Source organism: Cohaesibacter haloalkalitolerans, from assembly GCF_003574655.1.
Lineage (GTDB): Bacteria > Pseudomonadota > Alphaproteobacteria > Rhizobiales > Cohaesibacteraceae > Cohaesibacter > Cohaesibacter haloalkalitolerans.
This window is the reverse complement of the sequence record NZ_QNUM01000003.1, coordinates 446,197-471,377: the sequence shown is the minus strand read 5'-3', so window position 1 is coordinate 471,377 and position 25,181 is coordinate 446,197. Positions and strand designations below refer to the sequence as shown.

The 25,181-nt window shown below is 56.5% G+C and carries 27 protein-coding genes; 19 read left to right on the top strand and 8 right to left on the bottom strand.

What is annotated here, in order from left to right; all coding sequences use genetic code 11:
• Positions 1–286: 286 nt before the first annotated feature.
• The 7 genes from gatC (at position 287) to DSL70_RS09590 (ending at position 6,388) form a co-directional block, all read left to right on the top strand.
• Positions 287–574: an Asp-tRNA(Asn)/Glu-tRNA(Gln) amidotransferase subunit GatC gene (gene gatC, locus DSL70_RS09625; protein WP_119307683.1), complete on the top strand. Its 288-nt coding sequence runs from the start codon at positions 287–289 to the stop codon at positions 572–574.
• A gap of 111 nt (positions 575–685) precedes the next feature.
• Positions 686–2,158 (top strand): Asp-tRNA(Asn)/Glu-tRNA(Gln) amidotransferase subunit GatA, encoded by a 1,473-nt coding sequence (gene gatA, locus DSL70_RS09620; protein ID WP_119307682.1) that lies wholly within the window; start codon positions 686–688, stop codon positions 2,156–2,158.
• A gap of 29 nt (positions 2,159–2,187) precedes the next feature.
• Positions 2,188–2,511: a chorismate mutase gene (locus DSL70_RS09615; protein WP_119307904.1), complete on the top strand. Its 324-nt coding sequence runs from the start codon at positions 2,188–2,190 to the stop codon at positions 2,509–2,511.
• Between the two features lie 69 nt (positions 2,512–2,580).
• Complete coding sequence (gene gatB, locus DSL70_RS09610; RefSeq protein WP_119307681.1) at positions 2,581–4,044, top strand: Asp-tRNA(Asn)/Glu-tRNA(Gln) amidotransferase subunit GatB; 1,464 nt, start codon at positions 2,581–2,583, stop codon at positions 4,042–4,044.
• Positions 4,045–4,264: 220 nt separating this feature from the next.
• Positions 4,265–4,861 carry an NnrU family protein gene (locus DSL70_RS09605; protein ID WP_119307680.1) on the top strand — a complete coding sequence of 199 codons (597 nt, stop codon included), beginning with the start codon at positions 4,265–4,267 and terminating at the stop codon, positions 4,859–4,861.
• A 166-nt stretch (positions 4,862–5,027) separates the two neighbouring features.
• Positions 5,028–5,729 (top strand): glutathione S-transferase N-terminal domain-containing protein, encoded by a 702-nt coding sequence (locus DSL70_RS09600; RefSeq protein WP_119307679.1) that lies wholly within the window; start codon positions 5,028–5,030, stop codon positions 5,727–5,729.
• Between the two features lie 392 nt (positions 5,730–6,121).
• Complete coding sequence (locus DSL70_RS09590; RefSeq protein WP_119307677.1) at positions 6,122–6,388, top strand: SEL1-like repeat protein; 267 nt, start codon at positions 6,122–6,124, stop codon at positions 6,386–6,388.
• Positions 6,389–6,554: 166 nt separating this feature from the next.
• Here the strand turns inward: DSL70_RS09590 and ubiV are convergent, their stop codons facing one another.
• From ubiV to ubiT, 3 genes are read right to left on the bottom strand one after another with little or no spacing between them, the layout of a single operon-like run.
• Complete coding sequence (gene ubiV, locus DSL70_RS09585) at positions 6,555–7,463, bottom strand: ubiquinone anaerobic biosynthesis protein UbiV (RefSeq protein ID WP_119307676.1); 909 nt, start codon at positions 7,461–7,463, stop codon at positions 6,555–6,557.
• A 28-nt stretch (positions 7,464–7,491) separates the two neighbouring features.
• Positions 7,492–8,472, bottom strand: a complete 981-nt coding sequence (gene ubiU / locus DSL70_RS09580) for a ubiquinone anaerobic biosynthesis protein UbiU (RefSeq protein WP_119307903.1) — start codon at positions 8,470–8,472, stop codon at positions 7,492–7,494.
• 47 nt (positions 8,473–8,519) lie between these two features.
• The gene (gene ubiT, locus DSL70_RS09575; protein ID WP_162916535.1) at positions 8,520–9,107 is read right to left on the bottom strand and encodes a ubiquinone anaerobic biosynthesis accessory factor UbiT; all 588 of its coding nucleotides are present in this window, start codon (positions 9,105–9,107) and stop codon (positions 8,520–8,522) included.
• A 612-nt stretch (positions 9,108–9,719) separates the two neighbouring features.
• Between ubiT and guaB the strand changes: the two genes are divergently transcribed.
• On the top strand, positions 9,720–11,222 hold the full coding sequence (guaB, locus tag DSL70_RS09565) for an IMP dehydrogenase (protein WP_119307673.1): 1,503 nt from the start codon (positions 9,720–9,722) through the stop codon (positions 11,220–11,222).
• A 58-nt stretch (positions 11,223–11,280) separates the two neighbouring features.
• Entirely contained in the window at positions 11,281–12,252 is a 972-nt protein-coding gene (locus DSL70_RS09560; protein ID WP_119307672.1) for a zinc transporter ZntB, read from the top strand.
• A gap of 21 nt (positions 12,253–12,273) precedes the next feature.
• Here DSL70_RS09560 and DSL70_RS09555 read toward each other — a convergent pair whose 3' ends face one another.
• Complete coding sequence (locus tag DSL70_RS09555; RefSeq protein ID WP_245418149.1) at positions 12,274–12,753, bottom strand: GFA family protein; 480 nt, start codon at positions 12,751–12,753, stop codon at positions 12,274–12,276.
• A 267-nt stretch (positions 12,754–13,020) separates the two neighbouring features.
• Here DSL70_RS09555 and DSL70_RS09550 point away from each other — a divergent pair, with 267 nt between their 5' ends.
• The 5 genes from DSL70_RS09550 to DSL70_RS09530 all read left to right on the top strand — a co-directional run bounded on the left by DSL70_RS09550 (position 13,021) and on the right by DSL70_RS09530 (position 18,612).
• Positions 13,021–14,316, top strand: coding sequence for an RsmB/NOP family class I SAM-dependent RNA methyltransferase (locus tag DSL70_RS09550; protein ID WP_119307670.1), 1,296 nt, complete (start codon positions 13,021–13,023; stop codon positions 14,314–14,316).
• 130 nt (positions 14,317–14,446) lie between these two features.
• Positions 14,447–15,016, top strand: coding sequence for a MarR family winged helix-turn-helix transcriptional regulator (locus tag DSL70_RS09545; RefSeq protein WP_119307669.1), 570 nt, complete (start codon positions 14,447–14,449; stop codon positions 15,014–15,016).
• 239 nt (positions 15,017–15,255) lie between these two features.
• Positions 15,256–16,803, top strand: coding sequence for a glutamine-hydrolyzing GMP synthase (gene guaA, locus DSL70_RS09540; protein WP_119307668.1), 1,548 nt, complete (start codon positions 15,256–15,258; stop codon positions 16,801–16,803).
• 167 nt (positions 16,804–16,970) lie between these two features.
• Positions 16,971–17,672 carry a sulfotransferase family 2 domain-containing protein gene (locus tag DSL70_RS09535; RefSeq protein ID WP_119307667.1) on the top strand — a complete coding sequence of 234 codons (702 nt, stop codon included), beginning with the start codon at positions 16,971–16,973 and terminating at the stop codon, positions 17,670–17,672.
• 124 nt (positions 17,673–17,796) lie between these two features.
• The gene (locus DSL70_RS09530) at positions 17,797–18,612 is read left to right on the top strand and encodes a hypothetical protein (protein ID WP_162916533.1); all 816 of its coding nucleotides are present in this window, start codon (positions 17,797–17,799) and stop codon (positions 18,610–18,612) included.
• Positions 18,613–18,728: 116 nt separating this feature from the next.
• Here the strand turns inward: DSL70_RS09530 and DSL70_RS09525 are convergent, their stop codons facing one another.
• On the bottom strand, positions 18,729–19,199 hold the full coding sequence (locus tag DSL70_RS09525) for an Lrp/AsnC family transcriptional regulator (RefSeq protein WP_119307665.1): 471 nt from the start codon (positions 19,197–19,199) through the stop codon (positions 18,729–18,731).
• Positions 19,200–19,336: 137 nt separating this feature from the next.
• On the opposite strand from DSL70_RS09525, the gene DSL70_RS09520 reads away from it, so the two are divergent.
• The gene (locus DSL70_RS09520) at positions 19,337–19,756 is read left to right on the top strand and encodes a DUF2000 domain-containing protein (protein WP_119307664.1); all 420 of its coding nucleotides are present in this window, start codon (positions 19,337–19,339) and stop codon (positions 19,754–19,756) included.
• Between the two features lie 190 nt (positions 19,757–19,946).
• Here the strand turns inward: DSL70_RS09520 and DSL70_RS09515 are convergent, their stop codons facing one another.
• Positions 19,947–20,330, bottom strand: a complete 384-nt coding sequence (locus tag DSL70_RS09515; RefSeq protein ID WP_245418148.1) for a L,D-transpeptidase — start codon at positions 20,328–20,330, stop codon at positions 19,947–19,949.
• 37 nt (positions 20,331–20,367) lie between these two features.
• Between DSL70_RS09515 and DSL70_RS22425 the strand changes: the two genes are divergently transcribed.
• Complete coding sequence (locus tag DSL70_RS22425) at positions 20,368–20,643, top strand: hypothetical protein (protein WP_205563230.1); 276 nt, start codon at positions 20,368–20,370, stop codon at positions 20,641–20,643.
• 72 nt (positions 20,644–20,715) lie between these two features.
• On the opposite strand, the gene DSL70_RS09510 is transcribed toward DSL70_RS22425, so the two are convergent.
• Both DSL70_RS09510 and DSL70_RS09505 read right to left on the bottom strand, forming a co-directional pair.
• Positions 20,716–21,117, bottom strand: a complete 402-nt coding sequence (locus DSL70_RS09510) for a L,D-transpeptidase (protein WP_119307902.1) — start codon at positions 21,115–21,117, stop codon at positions 20,716–20,718.
• Positions 21,118–21,467: 350 nt separating this feature from the next.
• Entirely contained in the window at positions 21,468–21,821 is a 354-nt protein-coding gene (locus tag DSL70_RS09505) for a TraR/DksA family transcriptional regulator (protein WP_119307662.1), read from the bottom strand.
• A 377-nt stretch (positions 21,822–22,198) separates the two neighbouring features.
• Here DSL70_RS09505 and DSL70_RS09500 point away from each other — a divergent pair, with 377 nt between their 5' ends.
• The 3 genes from DSL70_RS09500 to DSL70_RS09490 all read left to right on the top strand — a co-directional run bounded on the left by DSL70_RS09500 (position 22,199) and on the right by DSL70_RS09490 (position 25,146).
• Positions 22,199–22,768 carry an NnrU family protein gene (locus tag DSL70_RS09500; protein ID WP_162916531.1) on the top strand — a complete coding sequence of 190 codons (570 nt, stop codon included), beginning with the start codon at positions 22,199–22,201 and terminating at the stop codon, positions 22,766–22,768.
• Positions 22,769–23,083: 315 nt separating this feature from the next.
• The gene (locus DSL70_RS09495) at positions 23,084–23,782 is read left to right on the top strand and encodes a tetratricopeptide repeat protein (RefSeq protein WP_162916529.1); all 699 of its coding nucleotides are present in this window, start codon (positions 23,084–23,086) and stop codon (positions 23,780–23,782) included.
• Positions 23,779–25,146: an outer membrane protein assembly factor BamB family protein gene (locus DSL70_RS09490; RefSeq protein ID WP_119307659.1), complete on the top strand. Its 1,368-nt coding sequence runs from the start codon at positions 23,779–23,781 to the stop codon at positions 25,144–25,146. Before DSL70_RS09495 ends, DSL70_RS09490 begins: the two co-directional genes overlap by 4 nt.
• The last annotated feature ends 35 nt before the right edge of the window (positions 25,147–25,181 follow it).

Here is a 25,181-nt window from a genome sequence, read left to right as displayed (position 1 = left end):
TGGCAGCGGCTTTGGCTTTGGAAAGATGCGAGGGGAGATACTGTGGAGGTAGTGGGGAGGTGCCGGGGAGGTGCCGCGGAGGTGCCTGAATGGCAAAGAACAGGGCCATTGATGCCCCGATGTGGGAAAAATGCTCGGTTGAGCCTGTTCCTTTCTCCCTTGGAGTTGCGCGTAAAAGTCCTGAGATGCTATAGCCGGAGGAGAGTGGAATAAGACTCGTAGTTGGTCCGGTATCGTGCGCTCATGGCAAGCGCTGTCCGGGCCTTTATTTGGAAGGCTTGCATTCATGTCAATTGACAAGGATACGGTCAAGCGCGTGGCGCGTCTCGCCCGCCTGTCCGTTACAGAAGAAGAGGCGGAAAGCCTTAAGGGTGAATTGAACTCCATCCTGAACTGGGTTGAAATGCTCAATGAGGTCGATGTCGACGGCGTCGCCCCGATGACTTCAGTCGTTACCCAGGAAATGAAGAAGCGGGATGATGTTGTAACCGATGGCAATTATGCCAATCTGGTGGTCAGCAATGCGCCTGCTTCCGAAGAAAATTATTTCATGGTTCCCAAGGTCATCGAATAGACCCCGCTGGCATCGACAGATTGTCGAGCCGCATCAGAACCCGTTTATTGAAGAGTGTCGGGATGAGGGGACCTTGCCGGTTCCTGTCCTGCAAAATGTGAGGATAGCCACGTGACAGATCTCACGTCTCTGACTATTGCAGAGGCCCGCGAAGGGCTGGCAAAGAAAGAATTCACCGCGACCGAGCTGACGACCAGCTACATCAAGGCGATTGATGGTGCCGATCAGCTGAATGCCTATGTGACCAAGACGCCGGAAAAGGCGCTTGAGATGGCAAAGGCATCTGACGAACGGCTCGCCAAGGGCGAAGCCCGCCCGCTGGAAGGCATTCCGCTCGGCATCAAGGATCTTTATTGCACCAAGGGCGTCGGCGCCTATGCCTGCTCGCATATTCTGGATGGCTTCAAGCCGGAATATGAAAGCACCGTTTCGCAGAATCTCTGGGACGACGGCGCTGTCATGCTCGGCAAGCTGGCCATGGACGAATTTGCAATGGGCTCGACCACCGAGACCAGCTATTTCGGTCCGGTCAAGAACCCGTGGCGCGCCGAAGGCGAGACCATCGACCGCGTGCCCGGCGGCTCTTCTGGTGGGTCTGCTGCCGCTGTTGCTGCCCGCATCTGCGCCGGGGCGACCGCTTCGGATACCGGCGGTTCGATCCGTCAGCCCGCCGCCTTTACCGGCACTGTCGGCATCAAGCCAACCTATGGCCGCTGCTCCCGCTGGGGCATGATCGCCTTTGCCTCTTCGCTTGATCAGGCTGGCCCGATTGCCCGCACCGTGCGCGACGCTGCCATCATGCTGAAGTCGATGGCTTCGGTTGATCCGAAGGATACCACGAGCGTTGATCTGCCGGTGCCTGACTATGAGGCTGCTCTTACAGGCAACGTCAAGGGCATGAGGATCGGCATTCCGAAGGAATATCGCGTTGATGGCATGCCAGAGGAAGTGGAAGCCAACTGGCAGCAGGGGATTGACTGGTTGAAGGCCGCTGGTGCCGAGATCGTCGACATTTCCCTGCCGATGACCAAATATGCGCTGCCCGCCTATTATATCGTGGCTCCGGCAGAGGCGTCTTCCAACCTTGCTCGCTATGATGGCGTCAAATATGGCCTGCGGGTCAATGGCAACGACATCGTCGACATGTATGAGAAGACCCGCGCCGCCGGTTTTGGCTCCGAGGTCAAGCGCCGCATCCTGATCGGCACTTATGTGCTGTCAGCCGGTTACTATGATGCCTATTATCTGCGCGCCCAGAAGATCCGCTCGCTGATCAAGCAGGATTTCGACAAGGCGTTCCAGACGGTTGATACCATTCTGACACCGGCGACGCCTTCGGCTGCTTTCGAGCTGAACAAGGAAATCACCGATCCGGTCGAGATGTATCTCAACGATATCTTCACTGTCACCGTGAACATGGCCGGTCTGCCGGGCATTTCGGTTCCGTCCGGCAAGAACGGTCAGGGGCTGCCCATGGGCTTGCAGCTGATCGGCAAGGCCTTTGACGAGGAAACCCTGTTCCGGACCGCCGGTGTGCTGGAAGAGGCTGCCGGCATCCTCGAAGCCCCGGCCAAATGGTGGTAACCAGACAGAGAAACGACAAGGTCGAACCAATGCGTAAACCAGAAGAATGCACGGAAAAGGCTCATATTCGCGACGAGATCGATCGGATTGATCGGGCGTTGGTGGCGCTGTTTTCCGAGCGGGATTCCTATGTGCGGCGCATGGCGGAACTGAAGGCCGACCCGTCCGAGGCGCGCGATGATGATCGCGTCAAGGCGGTGCTGGACAAGGTTCTGGCCGAACTGGAGACACATGAGCTGGCTCCTGATCTCTACATGCAGTTCTGGGAAGACCTGATCGAGGTCAACATCGCCTATGAGGAGATGGCTATTGCCGCCCTTCATGGCGAGGGGAATGAGACATCTGGCGCGTGATGCAACGCGCCGCCATTGCAATCAGGAGCAGCGCATCGCGCTCCGATATTGAAAGCTGAGGACGAGAATATGGCTGAAGCGTCCAGCAAACTGATCAAGGGGGCTACCGGCGACTGGGAAGTCGTCATCGGCATGGAAATCCATGCCCAGGTCGCCTCTGAAGCAAAACTTTTCTCCGGCTCTTCCACCAAGTTCGGTGGCGAGGCCAACGCCCATGTGAGCTTCGTTGATGCGGCCATGCCCGGCATGCTGCCCGTGATCAACGAGGAGTGCGTGCGTCAGGCGATCCGGACCGGCCTTGGCCTCAAGGCCAAGATCAACAATCGCTCGCTGTTCGACCGCAAGAACTACTTCTATCCCGATCTGCCGCAGGGCTATCAGATCTCGCAGTACAAGGATCCGATTGTCGGCGAGGGCGAAGTTGTTCTCTATATGCTGGATGGCGAGGAAGTGCGCATTGGCGTCGAGCGTCTGCATCTGGAACAGGATGCGGGCAAGTCGATGCATGATCAGCATCCGACCATGTCGTTTGTCGACCTCAACCGTTCTGGTGTGGCGCTGATGGAGATCGTGTCCAAGCCGGATATCCGCTCTTCCGAGGAAGCCAAGGCCTACATGACCAAGATGCGGACCATCGTTCGCTATCTGGGCACCTCTGACGGCAACATGGAAGAAGGCTCCATGCGCGCCGACGTCAACGTTTCCGTGCGTCGTCCGGGCGATCCATTGGGCACCCGTTGCGAGCTCAAGAACATGAACTCGATCCGCTTCATCGGTCAGGCGATCGAATATGAGGCACGCCGCCAGATCGGCATTCTTGAAGATGGTGGCTCCATCGATCAGGAAACGCGCCTTTATGACCCCAAGAAGGGCGAAACCCGCTCCATGCGCTCCAAGGAAGAGGCACACGATTATCGCTACTTCCCAGATCCCGACCTGCTGCCGCTCGAATTCGACGATGCCTATGTCGAAGAGCTGCGCAAGGATCTGCCGGAACTGCCGGACGACAAGCGTGACCGTTTTATCTCTGACCTGGGCCTGAAGCCTTACGACGCTTCGGTACTGGTGGCTTCCAAGCGTCTGGCTGCCTTCTTCGAGAAGGTGGCAACCGGTCGCGACGCCCAGCTCGCTGCCAACTGGGTCATCAACGAATGGCTTGGCCGCATCAACAAGGAATCGCTTGATATCGACCAGAGCCCGGTTTCCGCCGATCAGCTCGGCGCGATCATTGATCTGATCAAGGCTGGCGACATTTCCGGCAAGATTGCCAAGGATCTGTTCGAAATCGTCTGGACTGAAGGTGGTGATCCGGCAAAGATCGTCGAAGAGAAGGGCATGAAGCAGGTGACCGATACTGGCGCCATTGAGGCCATTATCGACGAGATCATTGCCAAAAACCCGGACCAGGTTGAAAAGGTCAAGGAAAAGCCGAGCCTGATCGGCTGGTTCGTTGGTCAGGTGATGAAGGCTTCGCAGGGCAAGGCCAACCCGCAGGCTGTCAACCAGATCCTGAAGGACAAGCTCGGCCTTTAAGACTTGCTGCCTGTCATCTGACAGACCTGCAAAGAAACGTCATGGAAAGGTGCGATGGTTTGCCATCGCACCTTTTTGCGTTCTACAGTGTGGATGGCGGGGCGGATGGCTAGCGGACAGGCCAAGGGCTGTGCACATACGTGCTTTCCGGGGCTTGGCGCGGGCAGGGCAAGACCGCAAAGTTATTGCAATAACTATTTATCCTTGAAAGGACCTGACGATGACCATTTTGCTATTGGGTGTGCTGCTTTGGTCCGTGGTGCATCTCTTTCCCATTTTCATGCCGGCTGCCCGGGCTGATGTTGTGGTGCGTCTTGGGGAAGGGCCCTACAAGGGGCTGTTCACCCTGCTGATTGTGCTGTCGCTGGTGATGATCGTGTTTGGCTGGCGCTGGGCAGGTGAGGCTGGCTATGTGGGAGATATCTACAGCGAGGACTGGCCGCGCCATCTGACGCATCTGCTTTTGCTCTTTGCTATCATCCTGTTCGGGGCGGCCAAGGCCCCGACCCGCATCCGGCGCATCATTCGCAACCCGATGCTGACGGGCATGGTGCTGTGGGCTGTCGGCCATTTGCTGGTGAACAATGACCCACGGTCGCTGGTGCTGTTTGGCGGCATGTTGATCTGGTCGGTGCTTTCCATCATCGGAACAAACCGCCGCGATGGGGCCAATGTGCCGCCTGCTGTGAAGAGCTGGGCAACCGAAGTGCGGATCGTGCTGATCTCGGTTGTCGTCTATGCGCTGCTCATTGTGGCGCATCCGTATTTCACGGGCATGGAAGCCATGGACCTCAGCTTTCTTCCATCGGTTTTCTGATCTTGCTGACAAGGGGTCTGATCACAATCGCATGATGCGGATTGAGCATCCCCCGGTGACAGCCTACATTATGGACAAACCTGTCACACGGCTGTCCGCGTGACGCGCGTTTATTGCCACTTACATCAGATTGCAGGCCCTGTGGGGCCGTTTGTGAGGAACACCAATGACTGAACAGACCAAACCGATTGATCTCTACTACTGGCCGACACCCAACGGCTGGAAAATCACCATTCTGCTGGAAGAGCTGGGTGTGCCCTACAATGTCCACTATATCAACATTGGTGCTGGGGATCAGTTCAAGCCGGAATTCCTCGCGATTTCTCCCAACAACAAGATGCCAGCCATCGTCGATCCGGAAGGACCGGGCGGCGAACCGATTTCGGTGTTTGAGTCGGGTGCCATCCTGCTCTATCTGGCGCGCAAGTTCGGCCGCTTCCTGCCACAGGATGAGCGGGGCCGCGTCGCGGTCGAACAGTGGCTGATGTGGCAGATGGGCGGTTTCGGCCCGATGCTCGGGCAGAACCATCACTTCGCCGTCTACGCACCGGAGAAGATCGAATATGCCATCAAGCGTTACCGCGATGAGACCCATCGTCTCTATGGCGTCCTGAACAAGGCGCTGGAAGGGCGCGACTATGTTGCGGGCGATTACTCGATTGCCGACATGGCGATTGTCGGCTGGGTCGTATCGCACGAACGGCAGGCGATCGATCTGGAAGAGTTCCCCAATGTCAAACGCTGGTTCGAGGCGTTGAAGGCACGGGAGGCCGTGGCAACCGGTCTGGCCATTGGCAAGGATGAACGTGCCCGGTTCGATCTGTCCAAGGACAAGGGCGCCCAGTCCGTGCTGTTCAACCAGCGCTAAAAGGCCTGGTATCCGCTACACAAAGGCACCCTTTGGGGTGCCTTTTCTGGTTGTGTCGGTGCAATTCAATTCCGGGCCAGACGGGCAGGGAAAACGGCGATATCCTTATGAGTGGCATGTTGAAAAACAATTCCATGGTTACAAAAGGGTTAGGGCATTTGTTCATATTTGTCGCGAATTCTTTGCGATCCCGGCAGAAACCCGCCAAAGCCAGGGTTGAGAAAAAGTTAAGTTTACGGGCGTGTAACCTTTTGTTTTTATTGCGGTAACCAATTGTATTTACGTCGAATTGAGAGATTTCTTCCACCATTGGCTTCATAAGAACAGGCGATAACGCCTCTTTGGAACCGGCCTCGAAAAGAGGCTTTTGATGAGTAAAATGGGGAAGCAAAATGGCACGTATGGAATTTGATGCAAGCGAGCTGCACGGCTCGGGCATGGAAGCAACCGGCGAGGTTTTCTTTCAGCTGGGATTGTCCCATTCGATTGGTGACGATGGCGAGCCGGACCTGATCGCTGCGCATAAATGGTTCAACCTGGCTGCGATGAAGGGTGTCGTCGAAGCTGCGATCCGCCGTCAGGAACTGGCTGAGGAAATGTCTTCGCTGGAAGTTGCCAAGGCGCTGCGCGAAGCACGGGAGTGGATTCGACTGCACTAGATTTTCCGTTATGCCTTACGGAACAAAGCGACTGGTTCCGGACAGGTGACACTTTCGAAAGATCGCGTGTAGACGGACAACAGGATGACCATTTGGATTTGACGGGTACCAGTTTGCTGGTGCCCGTTTTTTGTTTGTCTGCCCATCGCCACCGTGGCGTTGGTCGTTATAGCGCCAGAGCTTCCTCGATCTGGGCCATGCCCGGTGCGCCGTGGCTGTAGCCGTTGATGAAGCTGTGTCCCGGCATCAGTTCGCCGATTTTGGCGCGGGCTTCTCCGGCATCCATTTCTTCCTTCATGACGGCCCGGAACAGGCGCGCCACGCCGAGCATGTCACCGGTGTGTGGCGACAGGCGGAAGGCGCTGACGCCGGCGTCTGCCAGCGCAGGCAGTTCCTCCAGCAGCAACTGGCTGCCATAGGACATGGTCTGGATGCCATTGATTGCCAGAAAAGGCTGACCGGCAAGACTATTCACGTCACGGCCATCTGGGTCCTGATCGCAGACAAAGCGGCAGCTGTCCTTGTGCAGGTTGTGCAGGCGGGCGTGATAGCAGCGAGCCGAAAGCGCCAGTGGCAGGCGTCCGAACACCTGCATTTCATATTTCGGCTCCGGTGCTGCCTTGATCAGTTGGGCAATGGTCTCTGCCGGAATTTCCGGCGGCAGAACGAACCGTTCGGCGCCGCGCGCGGCCAGTGAGTGGATGGTGGCCTCGTTGTAGATGTTGACATAGGGGCCGATGACGAACTTGCGGTCCTTGAGGAAGGCAAGTGCCGTGAGGTCATTGGCTTCGACGGTCCACATCTCCTGCTCGCACTGGTCCCTGAGCACCTTGCGTTCCGGTTTGGTGGTCACCAGTGCCAGCGTGGAAATGATGACGGTCTTGCCAGCCGATTCCATCCGTTCGAGAATATCCGGCAGGACATTGTTGCGGAAAGGCAGGCGCTTGGAGCAGACGGCCTCGCCGAGATAGATGATGTCGAAATCGGATTCGTCGGCCATCCTGAAATAGAAATCACGCCAGTCGGCTTCCGACCAGTTGAACAGGCACGGGCCAAGGGTCAGTTCGGTGTTCATCTCTGTTTCCCTTTTCCTTGCGCGCTTTCTAGCGCCATGTCTTCTGATAGGAGCCCTTGGTGCTCTTCTGGCCTTCGGTCAATGGTGCCAGCAGGGCATCGAGATCGAAACTCTGTCCCTTGGCAACGGCGTCGACGGCCTTGCGGAAGCTCTTGACCACCTGCGCCATATAGGCTTTGCCGCGCTGGCGCCCCTCGATCTTGAGAGCGGTAACGCCGGCTTCCTGTAGCTGGGGCAGGATCTGGGCGGCGTTGAGGCTCACCGGATCCTCGAACACATAGCCGGTTTCGCCGAGCGACTCGAAGCGGCCCTTGCACAGGGTCGGGTAGGCGGCAGCTTCCCCCTTGGGATACTGATTGATGGTGATGCCTTCCAGCGTGCTTTCCAGATGGGTGCCGTGGTCTTCATATTTGACCGAACCGGGAGGCGAGCAGACGCCGTTGATGTTGGGTGACTTGCCGGTGCAATAGGACGACAGGGAGCAGCGCCCTTCGGCCATGACGCAAAGACCGCCGAAGATGAAGACTTCCGTCTCGCAGCTGATTTCCCTGTTGATGGCCGCGATCTCCTGAACCGTCAGAACGCGCGGCAGGACCACCCGTTTGGCGCCGAACTCGCTGGCGTAATAGTTGATCATGTCGGCATTGGCAGCGGCTGCCTGCACCGACAGATGAACACGCAAGTCCGGGTGTTTGCTGGCGGCATAATCGAGCAGGCCGATATCGGCCAGAATGATGGCGTGCGCATCGGATGCTGCGACGTCATCAATGGCCTTGTACCACAGGTCTGTGTTGCCCGCCTGGGCGAAGGTGTTGACGGCCACAAGCACTTTTGCACCATTTTTTCCAGCATATTCAATGCCCTGTTGCATTTCCTTGCGGGAAAAGTTGAGGCCGGGAAAATTGCGGGCGTTGGTCTGGTCGCGGAAACCGCAATAGATGGTGTCGGCCCCTGCATCCACTGCCGTGCGCAGTGCTGCGGGCGTTCCTGCTGGGCAAACCAGCTCCATGGCTTTTTGGGTCATTGGGTGCTTTCCAAAGCTTGCGATTGGTTCGATCAGGTCGGATAGGCGCCGGGCATGCCATCCATTGACGGTTCGGCGTTCTCCTGCTGACGGGCGCGCATGAAGGGGCTGGCCTTGAGCAGGCCGATGGCCTTCTTACCTCCGGCTTCGAGTGGACGGCTGAGCGGCCCGGCAATGGCTGAGCACTCGTGGATGAAGTCTATTTCGGCATCATCCAGCGCGTTGCGCAGGGCCAGCACGGCCTCGGTGTCGCCTTCGATGGTCAGGTCGCGGGAGAAGAACAGCGCGTCGCCATCCTCTTCGCCGTCCAGCAGGCTGACGAGCGTGAAGAAGGGGGCTGTTACCGTGACGTCGCGATTGGGGAAGCTGTCGAGAGAGCGGGCGAGGTGCAACTGAACCTTTTCATTGTGAAAGGTCAGGCTGGCGACCCAGTCCAGATCGGTCGGGACAATGACAAAGGACTTGCTGGCATAGTCATCCAGACGATCGAAGAATTCCGGATGCTGACTTGCGACTCGGTTGGCAACTTCAGAGATCAGGCGCTCAAGGGGCAGCAGCGGCAGAAAGCGCGTGACGCGTGCGACAAATGGCGGAAAGCTGCGCACGGTTCCGTTTGACATGTGGGTGTCCCCCTGTTTCTCGAGCCAGTTCAAGCGGATCTCGGGTCTGGAGCTCTGCTGTAAGCATCCATTCTCAAGCCCTGAGGTTCTCTTTTACTTGATAAAAATCATATGGGCCTGTGCTAAAATGCCTCAGGTAATTTCCCTTATGTCTCAATGGTGCCCCATGATTGTGTCGCTATCGCCCGGGAAGGTCGCCAGTTGGTCATCGGGAGGTGGAATTTAGCGTAATTTGTTCGGTACGCCTGAGTCTTCCCCGAGTCTTGAATGGCGCTTGGCGACGGCCTTTTCAGCAAAGAAGGACACGTTGGTTTTTCAACTTCGCAATCCTGAGGCGAGTTCTCGGTTTTTTCTGCAAACATTCTGCGCTGATCTGCTGCAATTCTTGCGCATTTACCACGAAGCATACAAAAAGCTGAACAGGGGCAATCTTTCCTCTATGCATTTCCCTTCAACCATGGTAGTGACCAGCGTCAACTTCTATCCATTTGTTTCTGTCTGAAGTACTCAGGCTCGTGGTTTCATTGCGGGCAAGGCAGAGGCTTTTATCCTTTTGGCACCGCGTTCACGCTTCCATGAAGTGGCGTGGACCAAACTCAGAGGAGAGTTGGCATGGCCATCATATTAAAACCGTCAACCGGGACCGAGGCGCTGACCTTCGACGATGTTCTGCTCCAGCCAGATCATTCTGTCGTCATGCCTGGTCAGGTTAACATCACCACCAATCTGACCAAGGAAATCGTGCTCAATCTGCCGCTGCTTTCTTCTGCCATGGACACCGTGACCGAAGCAAAGATGGCGATTGCCATGGCTCAGGCAGGCGGTATGGGTGTTATCCATAAGAACTTCAGCAATGAAGAGCAGGCCGAGCAGGTTCGTCAGGTCAAGAAATTCGAGAGCGGCATGGTCGTCAACCCGCTGACGATCACCCCTGACTACACGGTGGCTGAAGCCAAGGCTCTGACCAAGAAACACGGTTTCTCGGGTGTGCCCGTGGTTGAAGGAACCAAGGAAAGCGGCGCCAAGGGCGGCCGTCTGGTCGGTATCCTGACCCACCGCGATCTGCGCTTTGCTTCCGACCCAGACCAGCGCGTCTACGAACTGATGACCCGCGACAATCTGGTGACCGTCACCGAGCAGGTCAGTCAGGACGAAGCCAAGCGCCTTCTGCATCAGCACCGCATTGAAAAGCTGCTCGTCGTTGACGACAAGTTCCACTGCGTCGGCCTGATCACCGTGAAGGACATCGAGAAGTCCCGCCTCAACCCCAACGCCTGCAAGGATGCTCAGGGCCGTCTTCGCGCTGCTGCTGCCTGCTCGGTCGGGGATGATGGCTTTGAACGTGCCATGGCGCTTATCGATGCCGAAGTCGATGCGCTGGTGATCGACACCGCCCATGGTCACAGCCAGGGTGTTCTTGACACGGTCGCCCGTATCAAAAAGGAAAGCAACAATGTCCAGCTGATCGCAGGCAACGTTGCCACGGCAGACGCCACCAAGGCACTGATCGATGCCGGGGCCGACGCGGTCAAGGTTGGCATCGGGCCGGGCTCCATCTGCACCACGCGTATCGTTGCCGGTGTTGGTGTGCCCCAGTTGACCGCCGTCATGGATTGCGCGGCTGCTGCGGCAGAGCAGGGCATTCCGACTATCGCGGACGGTGGCATCAAATTCTCCGGTGACTTTGCCAAGGCTCTTGCCGGTGGCGCGCAGGTGGCCATGGCCGGATCGCTGCTGGCCGGTACGGACGAAAGCCCCGGAGAGGTTTATCTGTATCAGGGTCGTTCCTTCAAATCCTACCGAGGCATGGGTTCCGTTGGTGCCATGGCACGCGGGTCGGCTGACCGCTATTTCCAGGCAGAAGTGCGCGATACGCTGAAACTGGTGCCGGAAGGTGTTGAAGGTCAGGTGCCATACAAGGGCTCCGCTTCGGCTGTCCTGCATCAGTTGGCTGGTGGCCTCAGGGCTGCCATGGGCTACACCGGCTCGAAGAATCTGGAAGAATTCCGCAAGAGGGCGAAATTCGTCCGCATCTCTTCGGCTTCCCTGCGTGAGAGCCACGCCCACGATGTCACGATCACCCGTGAGTCGCCAAATTATGGAACGACGGTTTGATTGACGCATTGAATGGTCTGTCGTAGTTCTTTCGAAAGTGAATAATTCGGGGACCCACATGACAGACCATCTTTTGCGGGCATATCTGCTAGACGGGCAAGGCGGAGCGACTGCCTTGCCTGCTGACCGTATCTCCAAGGAGGAACGGGCCGAGGGTCTTGTCTGGTTTCATCTGGATGGCAACCACGCCGGGGCACGGCGCTGTCTCGAGGCGGAAATCGGTTCTCTTGATCCCTTCACCATCGATGCCCTGCTTGATGAGGAAAGCCGTCCGCGCATGACGCAGATCGGCGCCGGGGCGGTACTTGTGCTGCGAGGGGTCAATCTCAATGAAAACGAGGATCCGGAAGACATGGTCTCCATCTGTCTGTGGGTGGAGAAGGACCGGATCATTCTCGTCAGTCGCAGCCGCATTCGCGCAGCCGGTGACATAGAGGACAAGCTGTTGGCCGGAGGCGGGCCAAAGGATACCGGCCATTTCGTGACCATGCTGTGCGAGCGGCTGTTTGCGCGCATGGAGCCTATCCTCATCGCGCTAGACGAGCGCACCGACGATATTGAGGAGCAGGTGCTGGTGGAAAGCAACCCTGATCTGCGTGGCGCCATCATCGATGTGCGCATTCAGGCGATCATGTTCCGCCGCTACATGGCACCGCAAAAGGACGCCATCGACAGTTTCCGTATGGCTGATTTCGAATGGCTCAGCACCACCCATCGGCGCCATCTGCAGGAAGTCTACAACCACCTCGTTCGCTATGTCGAAGACCTCGATTCCATTCGCGAGCGGGCGCAGATCGTCAAGGACGAGATTTCCCATGTGCAGGCCGACCGGCTCAACAAGCACATGTATATCCTCTCGATGATCGCCGCGATCTTCATGCCGCTGGGCTTTCTGACCGGCCTGTTGGGAATCAATGTTGCCGGTATTCCCGGGGCAAGCTTCGGCTATGCCTTCTGGATCTTCAGTGGCCTTCTGTTGATGCTCGTGCTGGTGCAGCTGTTTGTCTTCAAATGGCTGAAATGGTTCTAGTGCGTCAGATTTGCTGATTGCCTATTTCGGAAACAGCCGCTGCTTGCGCTCGATGCTTTCCGGGCTCCAGACCTCGGACAATCTGTAATATTCCTCCACTGCGGGAACGCCATCGGGCAGGGTGACCCAGTCGAGTTTGGTTGAGGTGTAGATATGGATATCCGGGGGCAGGGTGCCGGGATGGTCCAGCGTTCCGATCCTGACGAAACGCACCTTGTCACCACTGCCAGCATAATTGCTCCACAGCGCGACCTGACAATGAGGGCAACGCCAGATTTTCTGACCCTTGCCGCTGGCTGAAGGTGTGTTGATGCAGACCGGCGCACCCTTGAGCAGTGTGACCCTCTCCGCCTCGATGAGGGCATTGAGGACGAAAGCCGATCCGGTCTCCCGCTGGCACCATGTGCAATGACAGCAATGGACGATCATCGGTGCGGTTTCAATCTGATAGCGGATCGCGCCGCAGCTGCAGCCTCCGGTGAGGGGGTAGTGTTGGTCCAATGGTTCCTCCCTTGGTTGACGAGATTCCTTTTAGCATTCTCCGGCGGGTGTTTGCCAGATCGTCTGGCCTTTGGGATCATGCAAATCGTCGCAACTTGCGCTCTGCATGAAAGGGCCGGGTCATGTCATTTGAAATAATTTCTGCCAAAACGGCATTTGCGGCGAAAAAACTCGAAATGCAGGCTTGGACTCCGGCGCCTGATCGTTTACATCCAACTATCCAAAGGCGGGGCTTTCCGCCAATAGAATGAGTCAGGATGGAACGACATGAAACTGGGTGGACGTCTGCAAGCCGCTATTGAGGTGCTCGAAGAAGTGGAGGGCCGCAAGCGTCCGGTCGCCGAAGCGCTCAAGGACTGGGGACGGTCGCATCGTTTTGCCGGGTCTGGCGACAGGTCTGCCATTGGTAACATCGTTTATGACGCCCTGCGCAGCCGTGCGTCCCATGCCTGGCGGATGGGCGACGACAGTGCCCGTTCCCTTGGTCTTGCGGCGCTGGCGTTCGACTGGAATCACTCTGCCGACAAGCTGGCCGCTGTTCTTGCTGACGATCCGCATTCTCCCGAAGCACTGAGCGAAAAGGAAGTGGCCGCCATCGAGGCCCGCTCGCTCAAGGATGCTCCCTTCTGGGTCAAGGGCGATATCCCCGAGTGGCTCGAAGGTACTTTTATGGAGACCTTCGAGGACGATGCGCTGCTGGAAGCCAAGGCTTTCTCGCGCCGCCCGCCGGTTGACATCCGGGTGAACCGCCTCAAGGCCGATATTGAGAAAGTGGAAAAGGAGCTGTCGCGCTTCAAGCCACGGCGCACCAAGCTGAGCCACGATTGCCTGCGCTTCCCGGCTGAAGGTGGCGATTATCGCCAGCCGAACATTCAGGGCGATCCGGCGTTCCGCAAGGGCTTCTATGAAATTCAGGACGAAGGCAGCCAGATTGTTTCCAGTCTGATCTTTCCGAAGAAATCCGATCAGGTCCTCGACTTCTGCGCCGGAGCTGGCGGCAAGACCTTGTCGATGGCGGCGCAGATGGAAAACAAGGGCCAGATCTACGCCTTTGATATCGATGCGTCCCGGCTGGCGCCGATCGTTGACCGGCTGACCCGCAACGGGGTGCGCAATGTTCAGACGCGGACTCCCAACGAAGGGGCGCTGGATGATCTCATCGGTCGCATGGATCGCGTTGTCGTTGATGCGCCTTGCACGGGGACCGGTACTTGGCGTCGTCGACCCGAAACCAAGTGGAAGCTCAATGAGGAGCAGCTTGACAAACGCATCGAAGAGCAGCAGTTGGCGCTGGCCGAAGCTCGTCAGTTTGTGCGCCCGGGCGGCTATCTTGTCTATATTACTTGTTCGGTTCTGCCGGCTGAGAATGAAGAGCAGATCTATCATTTCATTGCCAACAATCCTGACTTCGAGTTGGTCTCTGCCGGGGAGGTCTGGCAGGATCTTTATGGCTTTGATGCGCCCAAGCCATGGTCTTCGGACATGATGAGCGTTACCCTGACGCCGCATTCGACGGATACGGACGGCTTCTTCTTCTCTGTCATGGAGTATCGGCCGGACTGATTTCTGGTATTGTTTTGATCATCCATTTCAGGTGGTTGATGAAATTTCATGTCCAGTGAATCAAAGTTGTCTTCCGGTGTTGCTGTGGCATAATCGTGCCAACAAGAATCATAACGAGTGAAATGAAGTCATGTCCAAGTCTGGTGATGCCATTCAGGTTTCCATGTTCGACACCTTGCCGGAACTGGCCCCGAAGAGGGATCAGGGCAAGCCTGAAAAGACCGATGCTGCTCCGGCCCGGTCGAAAACCCGGACAACTCCGGCGACGGCCCTTGCCAATGACGAGGCCTTTACTCTGGAAAATTTCCTGCCCTATCGCATTCTGGAAGTGGCTCAGGGGATTTCGCGCCGCATCGGCAAGGTGCTGCATGACGAGTGGGACATGAGCATGGCCGAGTGGCAGGTGCTGGCCAGTCTGGCGCGGGACGGCGAGGTTTCGGTGCGTGAGATCGAGCCCAAGACGCTACTCGACACGGTGGCAGTCTCCCGTGCGGCCAAGCGATTGACGGACCGCAAGCTGATCAAGCGCGACGTCAACAAGCAGGACAAGCGCCTGGTGGTGCTCAAGACCACCAAGAAAGGGCGCGATGTCGCCTCGGAGATCGGCCATTTCGTTATGAACATGGAGATCGAGTTTCTCAAGGGCATGAATGTGCAGGATCGGATTCGCCTGTCACAGCTCTTGAAGACCTTGCGCTGAAGTCTGCGTCTGAACCGCTGGCGTGGCTGTTCATGCCGGGCGGTGAGGCGCTTTGCGGCCTGCCATACTCCCTTCTGCCAAGAGCCGGGCCCCTCATTTGGAAAAGTTGCCTTTTTTGGCTTTCTGTGGTCGCAAAAAGTCGACACAGAGATTGCCTTTGCCATGGCTTCGGCATAAGAGGGAGGATGAATTCTACCAAGGCTGTTTTGCCAGCTTGTAGCCTTTAGGGAAAGGGACGCATGACGGACAAGATTCTCATTATCGACTTTGGATCTCAGGTCACTCAGCTAATTGCTCGACGGGTGCGCGAAGCGGGTGTCTATTCCGAGATTGTGCCATTTCAGAATGCGGAACAGGCTTTTCACGATATTGAACCTGATGGGATCATTCTTTCCGGTGGGCCAGCTTCTACGGTCGATATCGGGTCTCCTCGTGCTCCTCAGGTGATTTTCAGCGCAGGTATCCCCATTCTCGGTATCTGTTATGGCGAGCAGGCCATGTGTCTGCAGTTGGGTGGTACGGTCGAAAGCCCGGATCATCGGGAATATGGCCGCGCCTTCGTTACCGTGAAGGAAAAGAGCCCGCTGTTTGACGGGGTTTGGGCGCTTGGCACCAGCCATCAGGTCTGGATGAGCCACGGAGACCGCGTAGATGGTCTGCCCGCAGGCTTTGATGTCATAGCAACGTCCGAAGGGGCTCCATTTGCTGCGATTGCCGATGAGGATCGCAAATTCTATGGCGTCCAGTTCCATCCGGAAGTGGTGCACACTCCAGACGGAGCTCAGCTGCTCTCGAACTTCGTGCACAAAATCTGTGGCTGTGAAGCTGATTGGTCGATGGCGCAGTTCCGTGCCGCCGCGATCAAGCGCATTCAGGATCAGGTTGGTGACAAGAAGGTGATTTGCGGCCTGTCCGGCGGTGTTGATTCTTCCGTGACCGCCGTGCTTATTCACGAAGCCATTGGGGATCAGCTCACCTGCATCTATGTCGATTCCGGTCTGATGCGCCAGAACGAGAGCGAGCAGGTCGTCGGATTGTTCCGCGAGCACTACAACATTCCGCTGGTGCATGTGGATGCCTCCGAGATCTTCATTACGGCCCTTGAAGGCCAGACCGATCCGGAACGCAAGCGCAAGATCATTGGCGGGCTGTTCATCGATGTGTTCGAGGATGAAGCCAACCGCATCGGCGGTGCTGACTTCCTTGCACAGGGCACGCTCTATCCGGATGTGATCGAGTCGGTCTCCTTTACGGGTGGTCCTTCGGTCACCATCAAGTCGCACCATAACGTGGGCGGCTTGCCCGAGCGCATGAACATGCAACTGGTTGAGCCTCTGCGTGAGCTGTTCAAGGACGAGGTTCGTGCTCTTGGCCGCGAGCTTGGTCTGCCAGCAAGCTTCGTCGGGCGTCATCCGTTCCCGGGACCGGGTCTTGCGATCCGTTGTCCGGGCGGAATTTCTCGTGAGAAACTGGATATTCTGCGGCAAGCTGATGCGATCTATCTCGACGAGATCCGCAAGGCTGGCCTTTATGATGCCATCTGGCAGGCGTTCGCCGTGCTGCTGCCGGTTCAGACCGTTGGCGTTATGGGCGATGGCCGCACCTACGAGTTCGTCTGCGCCCTGCGCGCGGTGACCTCGGTCGACGGCATGACCGCCGATTTCTACCACTTCGACATGGATTTCCTCTCCAAGGCGGCCACCCGCATCATCAACGAAGTGAAGGGCATCAACCGTGTCGTCTATGACGTCACCTCCAAGCCCCCCGGAACGATCGAGTGGGAATAACGGATTTTGCAAGTCGCAGGTGACTATGTCCCTGCGGCTTGTTGCGTTTTGTCATCCATTCCTATTCAGCTTTCCCGAAACTCTTTCCTGTTTGTCATCATCTCTCTGTCTTCTCCTGCCGGGGAGAGAGGCCGCAATCAACACAAGCTTGACGCAAGGGGTTTTGCATGGATGAACTGGTGCGTGAAAAATACGAGGCCGGTTTGCCGTCTCAATTGACCTATATCCATATCGGCAAATGTGGTGGTGAGACGCTCTATAATGCGCTTCTGGCGAGCCCCGTCATCAAGGCACAATTTGCTCATGTGAAGCGTGTCCATATCCGCAAGCCCTACTATCAGCAGAACGCGCGTTACCTGATTGTGGTCCGGAACCCTGTCCGCCGGGTTCTGTCAGCCTTCAACTGGCGATACCATCTTGTGGTGGAGACCAAAGTGCAGGAGTTCCGCTTCAGTGGCGAATATGAAATCCTGCAGAAATATGGCACGCTCAGTCATCTGGCCGAATGCCTCTATGACAATGGTGGGCGCTTGCAACTGGCTGCGGTCAAGGATTGGCTTGCTATCCATCATCTCAAGGAAGACATCAGTTTCTATCTGTCTCCTTTGCTGGAGCGGTTGCGCAGGGAGCAATTGTTTGCGGTGATGACCCAGGAAACTCTCAATCGCGACATCGAGCAGTTTCTTGGCGTAACAGATGTTTTCAGTGAACATCAGCATAGTGAGAAAACCGACGCGGAGAGGCTTGTCCTGAGTGACAGGGCGATGGACAATCTCAGGCTTTTTCTGAAGGCTGACTATGATTGCGTGAAAAAGCTTGCCGATATCGCCGGGCTCACCCCGCAGTTGATGGATCAATTGATGTGCTGATCGGGTGCTCGCAGTTTGGGTCCGTGCCGTGACCAAGTGCCATTGCGGTTCGTTTCTGGATTGGCTCTTGCCGTCTGTATCCTGAACCGGATGCGATGTTTTTGCTATGGACGAAGGAGCAGAAATGAAGACATTCATCCTTCTATTGGGCGCACAGAAATGTGGTACCTCTTGGCTTCATGAATATCTGAAGCAGTCCCCCCGGTTTGGGCAAGGGTTTTCGAAGGAGTATCACATATGGGATGCTCTCGATATCGGGATACTGCGCGGCAACCGCGTTGATCCCGAAACGCTCGATACGCTCGCTTCGGACCAGAAGGAAAGGCAGAGCCAACGGTTCCGCATGCAGAATGAAGAAGGCTACTATTTTGACTATTTCACGTCCCTTTTTACAGAGGACGTGACGATAACAGCAGACATTACGCCCTCATACAGTGGTTTGAAGGCAAAGCGCCTTCAGTCCATCAAACAGAAGTTCGCCGAGAGGGGTGTTGTGGTCAAACCGGTTCTTCTGATCAGGGATCCGTTGAGACGGATCAGAAGCTCGGTTCGCTTCAATCTGGATCGTCGGCATTACAAGGCTGGGATTGTTGACGGGGAAACGGACTTTACCAGAGCGTTGGGGCAGCATTACTGCCATGAACACTGCATCATTCGCACACGGTATGATGAGACCCACAAGAACGCCGTGGAGGTGTTTGGCAAGGAACAGGTTTATGTCGGAATATATGAGAGCATGTTCACACCAGCGGAGATTGGCCGCCTTTCCTGCTATCTGGGAGTTGAACCGAAACCTGAATTTGCCAGTATCAAGGTCAACAAGACATGGAATGCAGTGGAAGACACCGAGTTTGATGAGGCAATCCGGGCGTTTTATTCCGAAGTCTACGACTATTGCTTTGAACAGTTTCCGACAACGCGCTTGTTGTGGTCTGCCTGACAGCCTCATTGCCCTTAACAAAAGTGCGGATCAGGGTGGCTATCTGAAGCTGCGACTGTATGACGAAGTCATTTTTAAAGGGGCGCCGCAAAGCGCCCTTTCTGTGTCATGACAGCCTATTTTAGCTGGCTGAGGGGGTAGCCTTCAAAGGGCTTGATTTCCCGCAACACCATCGATGATTGCATTTCCTTGATGCGCGGCAGGCGACGGATTTCGTCCATCGCAAAGTCGGCATAGTCATCCAGATCCTTCGCTACGACCTGCAGCAGGAAATCAGCGTCGCCCGCAAGGCTGTAGCAGGCAACCACACTGTCAAGGGTCTGGACTTGCCGGGCGAATTGTTCGGATTCTTCCTCGCTATGGCTGTCGATCTTGACGCGGATGAACGCCAGAACGCCAAGTCCGACCGCGCGGCGATTGATCCGGGCCGAGTAGCCATCAATGACGCCGTCCTCTTCCAGCTGCCGCACCTTGCGCCAGCATGGGGAGGTGGAGAGCCCGACCTTGTCGGCAAGTGCCTGATTGGTGAGGCGGCCATCCTCCTGAAGAGCCTTGAGGATGCGCGTGTCGGCGGCGGAATAAGACATGGTCACAAATTTCCCGGTTTATTAAGTTTTAGGTAGACTCTACCTTAATTGGATGGGAGTTGGCAATAAAAGGCAGAAAATTACCCAAAGACCGGACTAGGATCGGCGCGTTCAAATTAGAAGGAGCCAAGTCCGTTATGTTAAGTGATCTTCGCCTTGCCATTGTCATCAACCCGGATATGCCAGTTGGTCTGATCGCCAACACGGCCAGCGCCATTGCCATTGGTCTTGGCGCAAGGCAGCCATTGCTGGCCGGGCGCAGTCTTGCCGATCAGGCTGGGCGCTCGGTTGACGTCAGTTCCTGCCTGCCGGTTCCCATTCTGCAGGCAACGCAGGAGACGATGGGGGCTTTGTTGCTCAAGGCGCTGGGGAGCCGCGATGATGTGGGGGCTGTGGTGCCGTTTCCGGCGTTTGCCCGCTCGCTGCATGATTATGCCGACTATGAAAAGACCTTCCCGGACAGGGATCTTTCCGGCGAGCCGATTGATGGTCTGGGGTTGGTTGGGCCGACGAAGTGGATTCGCTCCCTGACCGGGTCGCTGAAGCTCCTCAGGTAGGAGCTCTTGGGGTCGGAGGCTTTTGGGGTCGGAGGTTGTTGGGGAAGCGTTGGTGGTGTCTCACGGAGGTGGAGCGCCCTTGCGGGTCCGTTCGGGCAAGAAAAAAGCGCGGCCATTGGGAGGAGACGCCGGTCGCGCTTTTGATGCCTCCATGAGGAGGATGCCCGGGAGGAGGAGGGCTGGAGGCACGTCAGTTGGAAATGATGACCCTGGCGGATTTCATGCCGCCAGCTGACTTGATCAGCTTGAAGAGGGTTTTGGCGTTGTCCGGATGCAGCCGCACGCAGCCATGGGAGGCCGGGCGGCCAAGGCGCGAAATGGACGTTGTTCCATGGATCGCCCAGCCCTTGTGAAAGAAGACCGCGTAGGGCATCGGCGCGTTGTTGTACTTCCGCGAGCGCCACATGGTGTGCATGCGATAGGGGGCATATTCCCCGCGTGGCGTGTAATAACCGCTGCGCGCCGTCGAGACCTTCCAGCTGTGGGTGATGTGGCCATTGACATAGACATTCATGCGCTGTTCGGAAATGTCGATCTTGGCAACAATCGGTTTTCTGGTAGAGGCCTTGGTCATGGATGCTGTGTCGCCGAGCAGGCGAAGTTGACCAAAGATGGGTTGGCTTCTCATCGCATCAATGATGGTTTCCTCTTTCGGAGTTGCCTTCGTTGTTGATGCAACGCCGCTGCTGGCGAAAGCTGCCATGCAGGCCAGTGAGCAGGCCAATGAAATGAATACGCGTCGTAGCATCATGATCCCATATCCCCGTGCAGTGGATTTGTTTGCTTTACTACGAGTTTTGCCCGCGAATCTTAATATTGTTCTAGTGTTCTCGGGGTGCGTCTGGTTTGAATTGAATTTTAACTTCTATGGTAAAGAAATGGTGTAGCCATTGATACGAAAAAAGCCCGCCAATATTGCGAGCTTTTGTGTTGATTTTAGCTGATGCTTTGATCCGGGGTTATTCAGTAATGAAGACGCGGGTGTTGTCCTTGCCGTTCAGCTCCACCAGTTCGTAAAGCTCCTTGGCGTTGTCCGGATGCAGGCGCACACAGCCGTGCGAGGCGGGCTGCCCGAGAGACTTGATGGCTGTCGTGCCATGGATTGCGTAGCCGCGATAGAAGAAGATGGAATAGGGCATCGAGGCGTTGTTGTATTCCTTGGACCGGTAGTCCTCATACATCCGCACCGGGCGATAGAGACCTTCCGGCGTGTTGAAGCCGTCACGGGCTGAAGAGATTGGCCAAGTGTATTTGCGCCAGCCGTTGACGGAAACGAACATTTGCTGCTTGGACAGGTCGATCCTGATCTGGACCGTGTTATCGGAAGTGGCATGGCCGGGGGCAGTACCCGCGAGGGTCATCAATACCGCGCCTATGGCTGCGGTCTTTTTTGCAGGCGATTTGAAGATCGTCTTGAGTGTAGAAATAATCAAACTGCCCTGAGCCAGCATGATGGTGTCCCTTCCGGATGTATCACTTGTCTGAAATTGAGTGCGGGTGCTTGTTAAGATCGTGTCGATAAGCACTGGTCTTGAAAATTACAAGAGCAGAATACGAATTCCTGATCGAATAAGAAGTGTTGTCACTCCTGCCACGTGGTTTTACCCATCAAAAAAATATGCAGTGTAACCTTTGAGTCTCACTTGAGGCTGTTTTGACGGTTTTGCCGCCAGAAATGCGACTGGCTGCGAGGGGCACACCTCGCGTGTGGTCATTTCCCGGACTTTTCCTTTTTGGTGGCGCAGGCGACGCAGAGAGTCGCTGTCGGGTCCAGTTCCAGTCGCTCCAAGGGAATTTTTTCGTCACACTCGACGCAATAGCCGAAGTCGCCGCTGTCGAGGCGCTTGATGGCCTGTTCGATTTTCTGAAGTTCGAGAATGCGGCGCCTCTGGGTTGCCTCGGCCATGGCTTGCCCCTGCAGGGCATCCATCCGGGAAAGCCGCCCCACGCTCTGCTGATCAAGCGGTACGACGCCGCGCGCCTCTTTTGACAGGTCGCTCAGTGCGTTGATTTCGATACGCCGGCCTTCCAGTAACGCCATCGCTGTTTTGGGCGAAATGGGCATGGGTGACTCCTGTTGTTGCAACGATGGGCAAGCGCGTCGTTGGTGACAGTTTTTGCTGGTTGAAATTGGGTGTTTGCAAACTTATGCCGTGATCAGGCCCCGATTTTGGCCAAAACTCCAGTTGAGAGCCTGCGGCAATGGCTCGGGAAGGTCAATCAATTATTTGTCTATCAGGCCCAATGGATGATCTCGAAAAGGCTGCTTATGGGCGATTTTGACGCAGATTTGACGGGTATGGTGTCTTGAATTTGACATTCAAGATTTGACTTTTGCGGTGCCGCGGGCTACCGCTCGCACTGTTTAGGTACTATTCCTTAATGCGGGCGAGTGGTCTTTTGCTGTCCGCAATCTGTTTTCAAGCTGGAGTTCATTGGTTCATGATAATGCTCTGTGTCGGGTTGGCTCTTTTTCTGGCCATTCATCTGGTTCCACAGAATGTGTCGCTCAAGGAAGGGTTCGTCAGCCGGGTCGGGGTGACGGGCTATCGCATGATGCATGGTGTCGTTGCTCTTGTCGCCATTGCGCTGGTCTATGTCGGCTATTTTGCCTCCAAGGGCACCCTCATTCTCTGGTATCCGCCGATCTGGACGAAACATCTGGCGGCGACACTGATGCTGTTTGCGGTGATCTTTCTGTTTGCAGCGGTGTTCAAGGGCAAGATCAAGCAGAAGCTGACCTCTCCTCTCTCCATTGCCATCAAGACCTGGGCGTTTGCGCATCTGCTGGCCAACGGCGAACTGTCGGACTTGATCTTGTTCGGCTTTTTCCTGCTATATGCCGTCAGCTATCGCATTTCACTCAAGCGCCGGATCCGGGCAGGTTTGGTGGTTGTTCCCGAAGGGAGCGTGATGGGCGATCTCTATGCTGTCGGTCTCGGGCTTGCCTTCTATTGTGCCATGATCTTTGGCGTACACCAGTGGGCGTTTGGTGTCAGTCCGCTGTTTTGATGCGGATAAACTGGCCAAAATCGGGCTGACCTGACGGGCAGTCCCATTGCGGCCATGTTTGCTTGCCAAAGAGCTGAGAAGGCTGGGCAGTTGTCGAGAAAAATCGGCCCCATCCCTCGAAAGTCGCCTCCGTGTTGCTCCACTTGGGGGTTTTTCGCGTTTTTCCCGCTTGGGAGAGCAATTGCGCCGCATTGCATGATTGCGTCATGCACTGGGACCGGCTAATGTCCCGCAACAGAAACGGAATATTGGTCTGCCCGTGGGCAGTCGAAAAGAAAGTCTGCCGGTCCAATTGTCCGGTGCAAGCGAGGAATGATGTCTGAGTCCGATTTTATTCGTGAAGTCGATGAAGAGCTGCGCCACGAGCAAATCAAGAAACTCTGGGACAAGTTTGGTCCCTATGTAATTGGCTTCGCTCTTCTGGTCGTTTTGGGAACTGCCGCGGACAAGGGCTACGAGTATTGGCGCCAGACACAGGCTGCCAAGTCGGGTGACGCGTTCATTCAGGCGCTGCAATTGTCGGACGAAGGCAAGAAGGATGAGGCCATGGCGGCTCTGGAAGCCATCAAGGCTGATGGAAACGGTGGCTATCCGGTGCTTGCTGAAATGCGCATCGCTTCCGAGAAGGCTGCTCTGGGTGATACGGATGCCGCGGTCGCCCTGTTCAAGGATGCTGCCAGCAACGCTGATCTTCCGGCTGTCATTCAGAGTCTTGCCCGCATTCGCGCTAACGCGCTGATGCTGGATCAGGGCAAGGCCGACGAGGTTATCAACGAACTCACCGCCCTGATGGACAATGACGGCTTCCGTCATTCGGCCCGGGAGCTGGTGATGCTGGCCTATCTGGAGAAAAAGGATTTTGCCAAGGCGATGCCGATTGCCGAGCGCATTTCGCAGGATGCGGAAACGCCGCCGGAATTGCGTCAGCGTGCGCAGGTCTATGTGAACTACATCCGCTCGCAGTATGAAGAGCCTGCAGCGGCTGGCAAAGACGCCAAGGAGACTGCCCAATGAGGACAGCAACGGGGGTGAGTAGCGGGTCGCGTTTTCTGGGATATGCAAGCAAGGCTGCAATGCTGGCGCTGGTCGCCGGTCTGGTTGGTTGCTCCAGCGTATCTGACTTTGCGGGCGACATGAACCCGTTCAAGACACCGGAGGACATTCTGCCCGGTGAGCGCCAGGCCCTGTTTGATACCGCCGCGGTGGCGACGGTGGAGGACCAGTCGCCTGTCTCCATTTCGGGAGCGGTTGATTTCTCTTCCTGGACACAGGCTGGAGGAACGGCAACAAACAATCCCCCGAACGTCTCCTTCAGTGGTCAGGGCAATCGGGTCTGGAGTGTCAACGCAGCCATTCGCGGCGGGGATTCGGATGAACGCGCAGCGGCGCGCCCGGTTTCTGTCGGCGGTCGCGTTGCAGTCTACAGCCCGAATGGGCAGGTGTCGGTCTATAGTGTTTCCAACGGTAGCCGCATTTGGAACCAGTCTGTCCGGCCCGAAAGCGAGAAGGGTGTAGCTCTTGGTGGCGCAGTCACCATGGACAGCGCCCGGGTTTTTGCCTCGACGGGCTTTAGCGAACTGGTCGCTCTTGATGCGGGTACGGGGCGTCGTCTCTGGACCTTCCAGATGGACGCACCGGCACGCGGCGCTCCTGTTGTGGCTGGCGATCTGGTTCTGGCTGTTTCTGCTACCAACTCGCTGTTTGCAGTCAATGTTTCCGATGGCAAGGAAGTCTGGACCTTCGAGGGCATCCCTCAGGGCACAGGTTTGCTGGGGTCTGGCGCACCGGCAGTCAGCGGCAATATGGTCTATTTCTCCGGCACCTCGGGTGAACTGGTTGCGATCGATCTGAAGACTGGCGAAAGCCGTTGGTCCGATACGATCGTTCAGGGCTCCCGTCGCTATGCCATTTCCGGCATTTCGGCCATCGCCGGTGGCCCGGTGGTGTTTGACGGCGTTGTCTTTGCGGCCAGCGTGAGCGGCAACACGATTGCGGTGCGGGCACGGGATGGCGAACGGATCTGGGATCGATCCCTCGGTTCCATTCATACGCCTGTCGTGTCGGGCAATACGCTGTTTGTGGTCGATCTGGATGACCGTGTGGTTGCTCTTAACCGGCAGAATGGCAAAATTCGCTGGTCAAGTCAGCTTCCGACCGTTAGAAGCAAGAAAAAGAGCACCAGCTGGGCTGGGCCTGTTCTGGCAGGAAACCGCCTCTGGGTAACATCCAGCGACGGCAAGATGGCTGCGGTTGATCCGAAAAATGGTCAGATCACGTTGACGCGGGAAACCAAGGACCCCGTCTTCGTTCCGCCAATTGCTGTCAGCGGGCGTTTGATTACACTGAGCGGGTCAGGCCGTCTGGCTGCTTATAACTAGGAGGATCCGGCCCGTCCGGGCTGGTGTCCTCTTGC

Excerpts from the sequence above, each read along its gene's own strand:
- gatC (WP_119307683.1), top strand. The coding sequence starts at position 287 with ATGTCAATTGACAAGGATACGGTCAAGCGCGTGGCGCGTCTCGCCCGC.
- DSL70_RS09600 (WP_119307679.1), top strand. The coding sequence starts at position 5,028 with ATGACTGAACAGACCAAACCGATTGATCTCTACTACTGGCCGACACCC.
- DSL70_RS09495 (WP_162916529.1), top strand. The coding sequence starts at position 23,084 with ATGTCTGAGTCCGATTTTATTCGTGAAGTCGATGAAGAGCTGCGCCAC.
- gatB (WP_119307681.1), top strand. The coding sequence starts at position 2,581 with ATGGCTGAAGCGTCCAGCAAACTGATCAAGGGGGCTACCGGCGACTGG.
- ubiT (WP_162916535.1), bottom strand. The coding sequence starts at position 9,107 with ATGTCAAACGGAACCGTGCGCAGCTTTCCGCCATTTGTCGCACGCGTC.
- DSL70_RS09500 (WP_162916531.1), top strand. The coding sequence starts at position 22,199 with ATGATAATGCTCTGTGTCGGGTTGGCTCTTTTTCTGGCCATTCATCTG.
- DSL70_RS09545 (WP_119307669.1), top strand. The coding sequence starts at position 14,447 with ATGTCCAAGTCTGGTGATGCCATTCAGGTTTCCATGTTCGACACCTTG.
- DSL70_RS09520 (WP_119307664.1), top strand. The coding sequence starts at position 19,337 with ATGTTAAGTGATCTTCGCCTTGCCATTGTCATCAACCCGGATATGCCA.
- DSL70_RS09535 (WP_119307667.1), top strand. The coding sequence starts at position 16,971 with ATGGATGAACTGGTGCGTGAAAAATACGAGGCCGGTTTGCCGTCTCAA.
- DSL70_RS09530 (WP_162916533.1), top strand. The coding sequence starts at position 17,797 with ATGAAGACATTCATCCTTCTATTGGGCGCACAGAAATGTGGTACCTCT.
- DSL70_RS09505 (WP_119307662.1), bottom strand. The coding sequence starts at position 21,821 with ATGCCCATTTCGCCCAAAACAGCGATGGCGTTACTGGAAGGCCGGCGT.
- DSL70_RS09605 (WP_119307680.1), top strand. The coding sequence starts at position 4,265 with ATGACCATTTTGCTATTGGGTGTGCTGCTTTGGTCCGTGGTGCATCTC.
- DSL70_RS09550 (WP_119307670.1), top strand. The coding sequence starts at position 13,021 with ATGAAACTGGGTGGACGTCTGCAAGCCGCTATTGAGGTGCTCGAAGAA.
- guaB (WP_119307673.1), top strand. The coding sequence starts at position 9,720 with ATGGCCATCATATTAAAACCGTCAACCGGGACCGAGGCGCTGACCTTC.
- ubiV (WP_119307676.1), bottom strand. The coding sequence starts at position 7,463 with ATGAACACCGAACTGACCCTTGGCCCGTGCCTGTTCAACTGGTCGGAA.
- DSL70_RS09590 (WP_119307677.1), top strand. The coding sequence starts at position 6,122 with ATGGCACGTATGGAATTTGATGCAAGCGAGCTGCACGGCTCGGGCATG.
- DSL70_RS22425 (WP_205563230.1), top strand. The coding sequence starts at position 20,368 with ATGGGTTGGCTTCTCATCGCATCAATGATGGTTTCCTCTTTCGGAGTT.
- ubiU (WP_119307903.1), bottom strand. The coding sequence starts at position 8,472 with ATGGAGCTGGTTTGCCCAGCAGGAACGCCCGCAGCACTGCGCACGGCA.
- guaA (WP_119307668.1), top strand. The coding sequence starts at position 15,256 with ATGACGGACAAGATTCTCATTATCGACTTTGGATCTCAGGTCACTCAG.
- DSL70_RS09490 (WP_119307659.1), top strand. The coding sequence starts at position 23,779 with ATGAGGACAGCAACGGGGGTGAGTAGCGGGTCGCGTTTTCTGGGATAT.
- DSL70_RS09615 (WP_119307904.1), top strand. The coding sequence starts at position 2,188 with ATGCGTAAACCAGAAGAATGCACGGAAAAGGCTCATATTCGCGACGAG.
- DSL70_RS09515 (WP_245418148.1), bottom strand. The coding sequence starts at position 20,330 with ATGACCAAGGCCTCTACCAGAAAACCGATTGTTGCCAAGATCGACATT.
- DSL70_RS09560 (WP_119307672.1), top strand. The coding sequence starts at position 11,281 with ATGACAGACCATCTTTTGCGGGCATATCTGCTAGACGGGCAAGGCGGA.
- DSL70_RS09510 (WP_119307902.1), bottom strand. The coding sequence starts at position 21,117 with ATGACCCTCGCGGGTACTGCCCCCGGCCATGCCACTTCCGATAACACG.
- DSL70_RS09525 (WP_119307665.1), bottom strand. The coding sequence starts at position 19,199 with ATGTCTTATTCCGCCGCCGACACGCGCATCCTCAAGGCTCTTCAGGAG.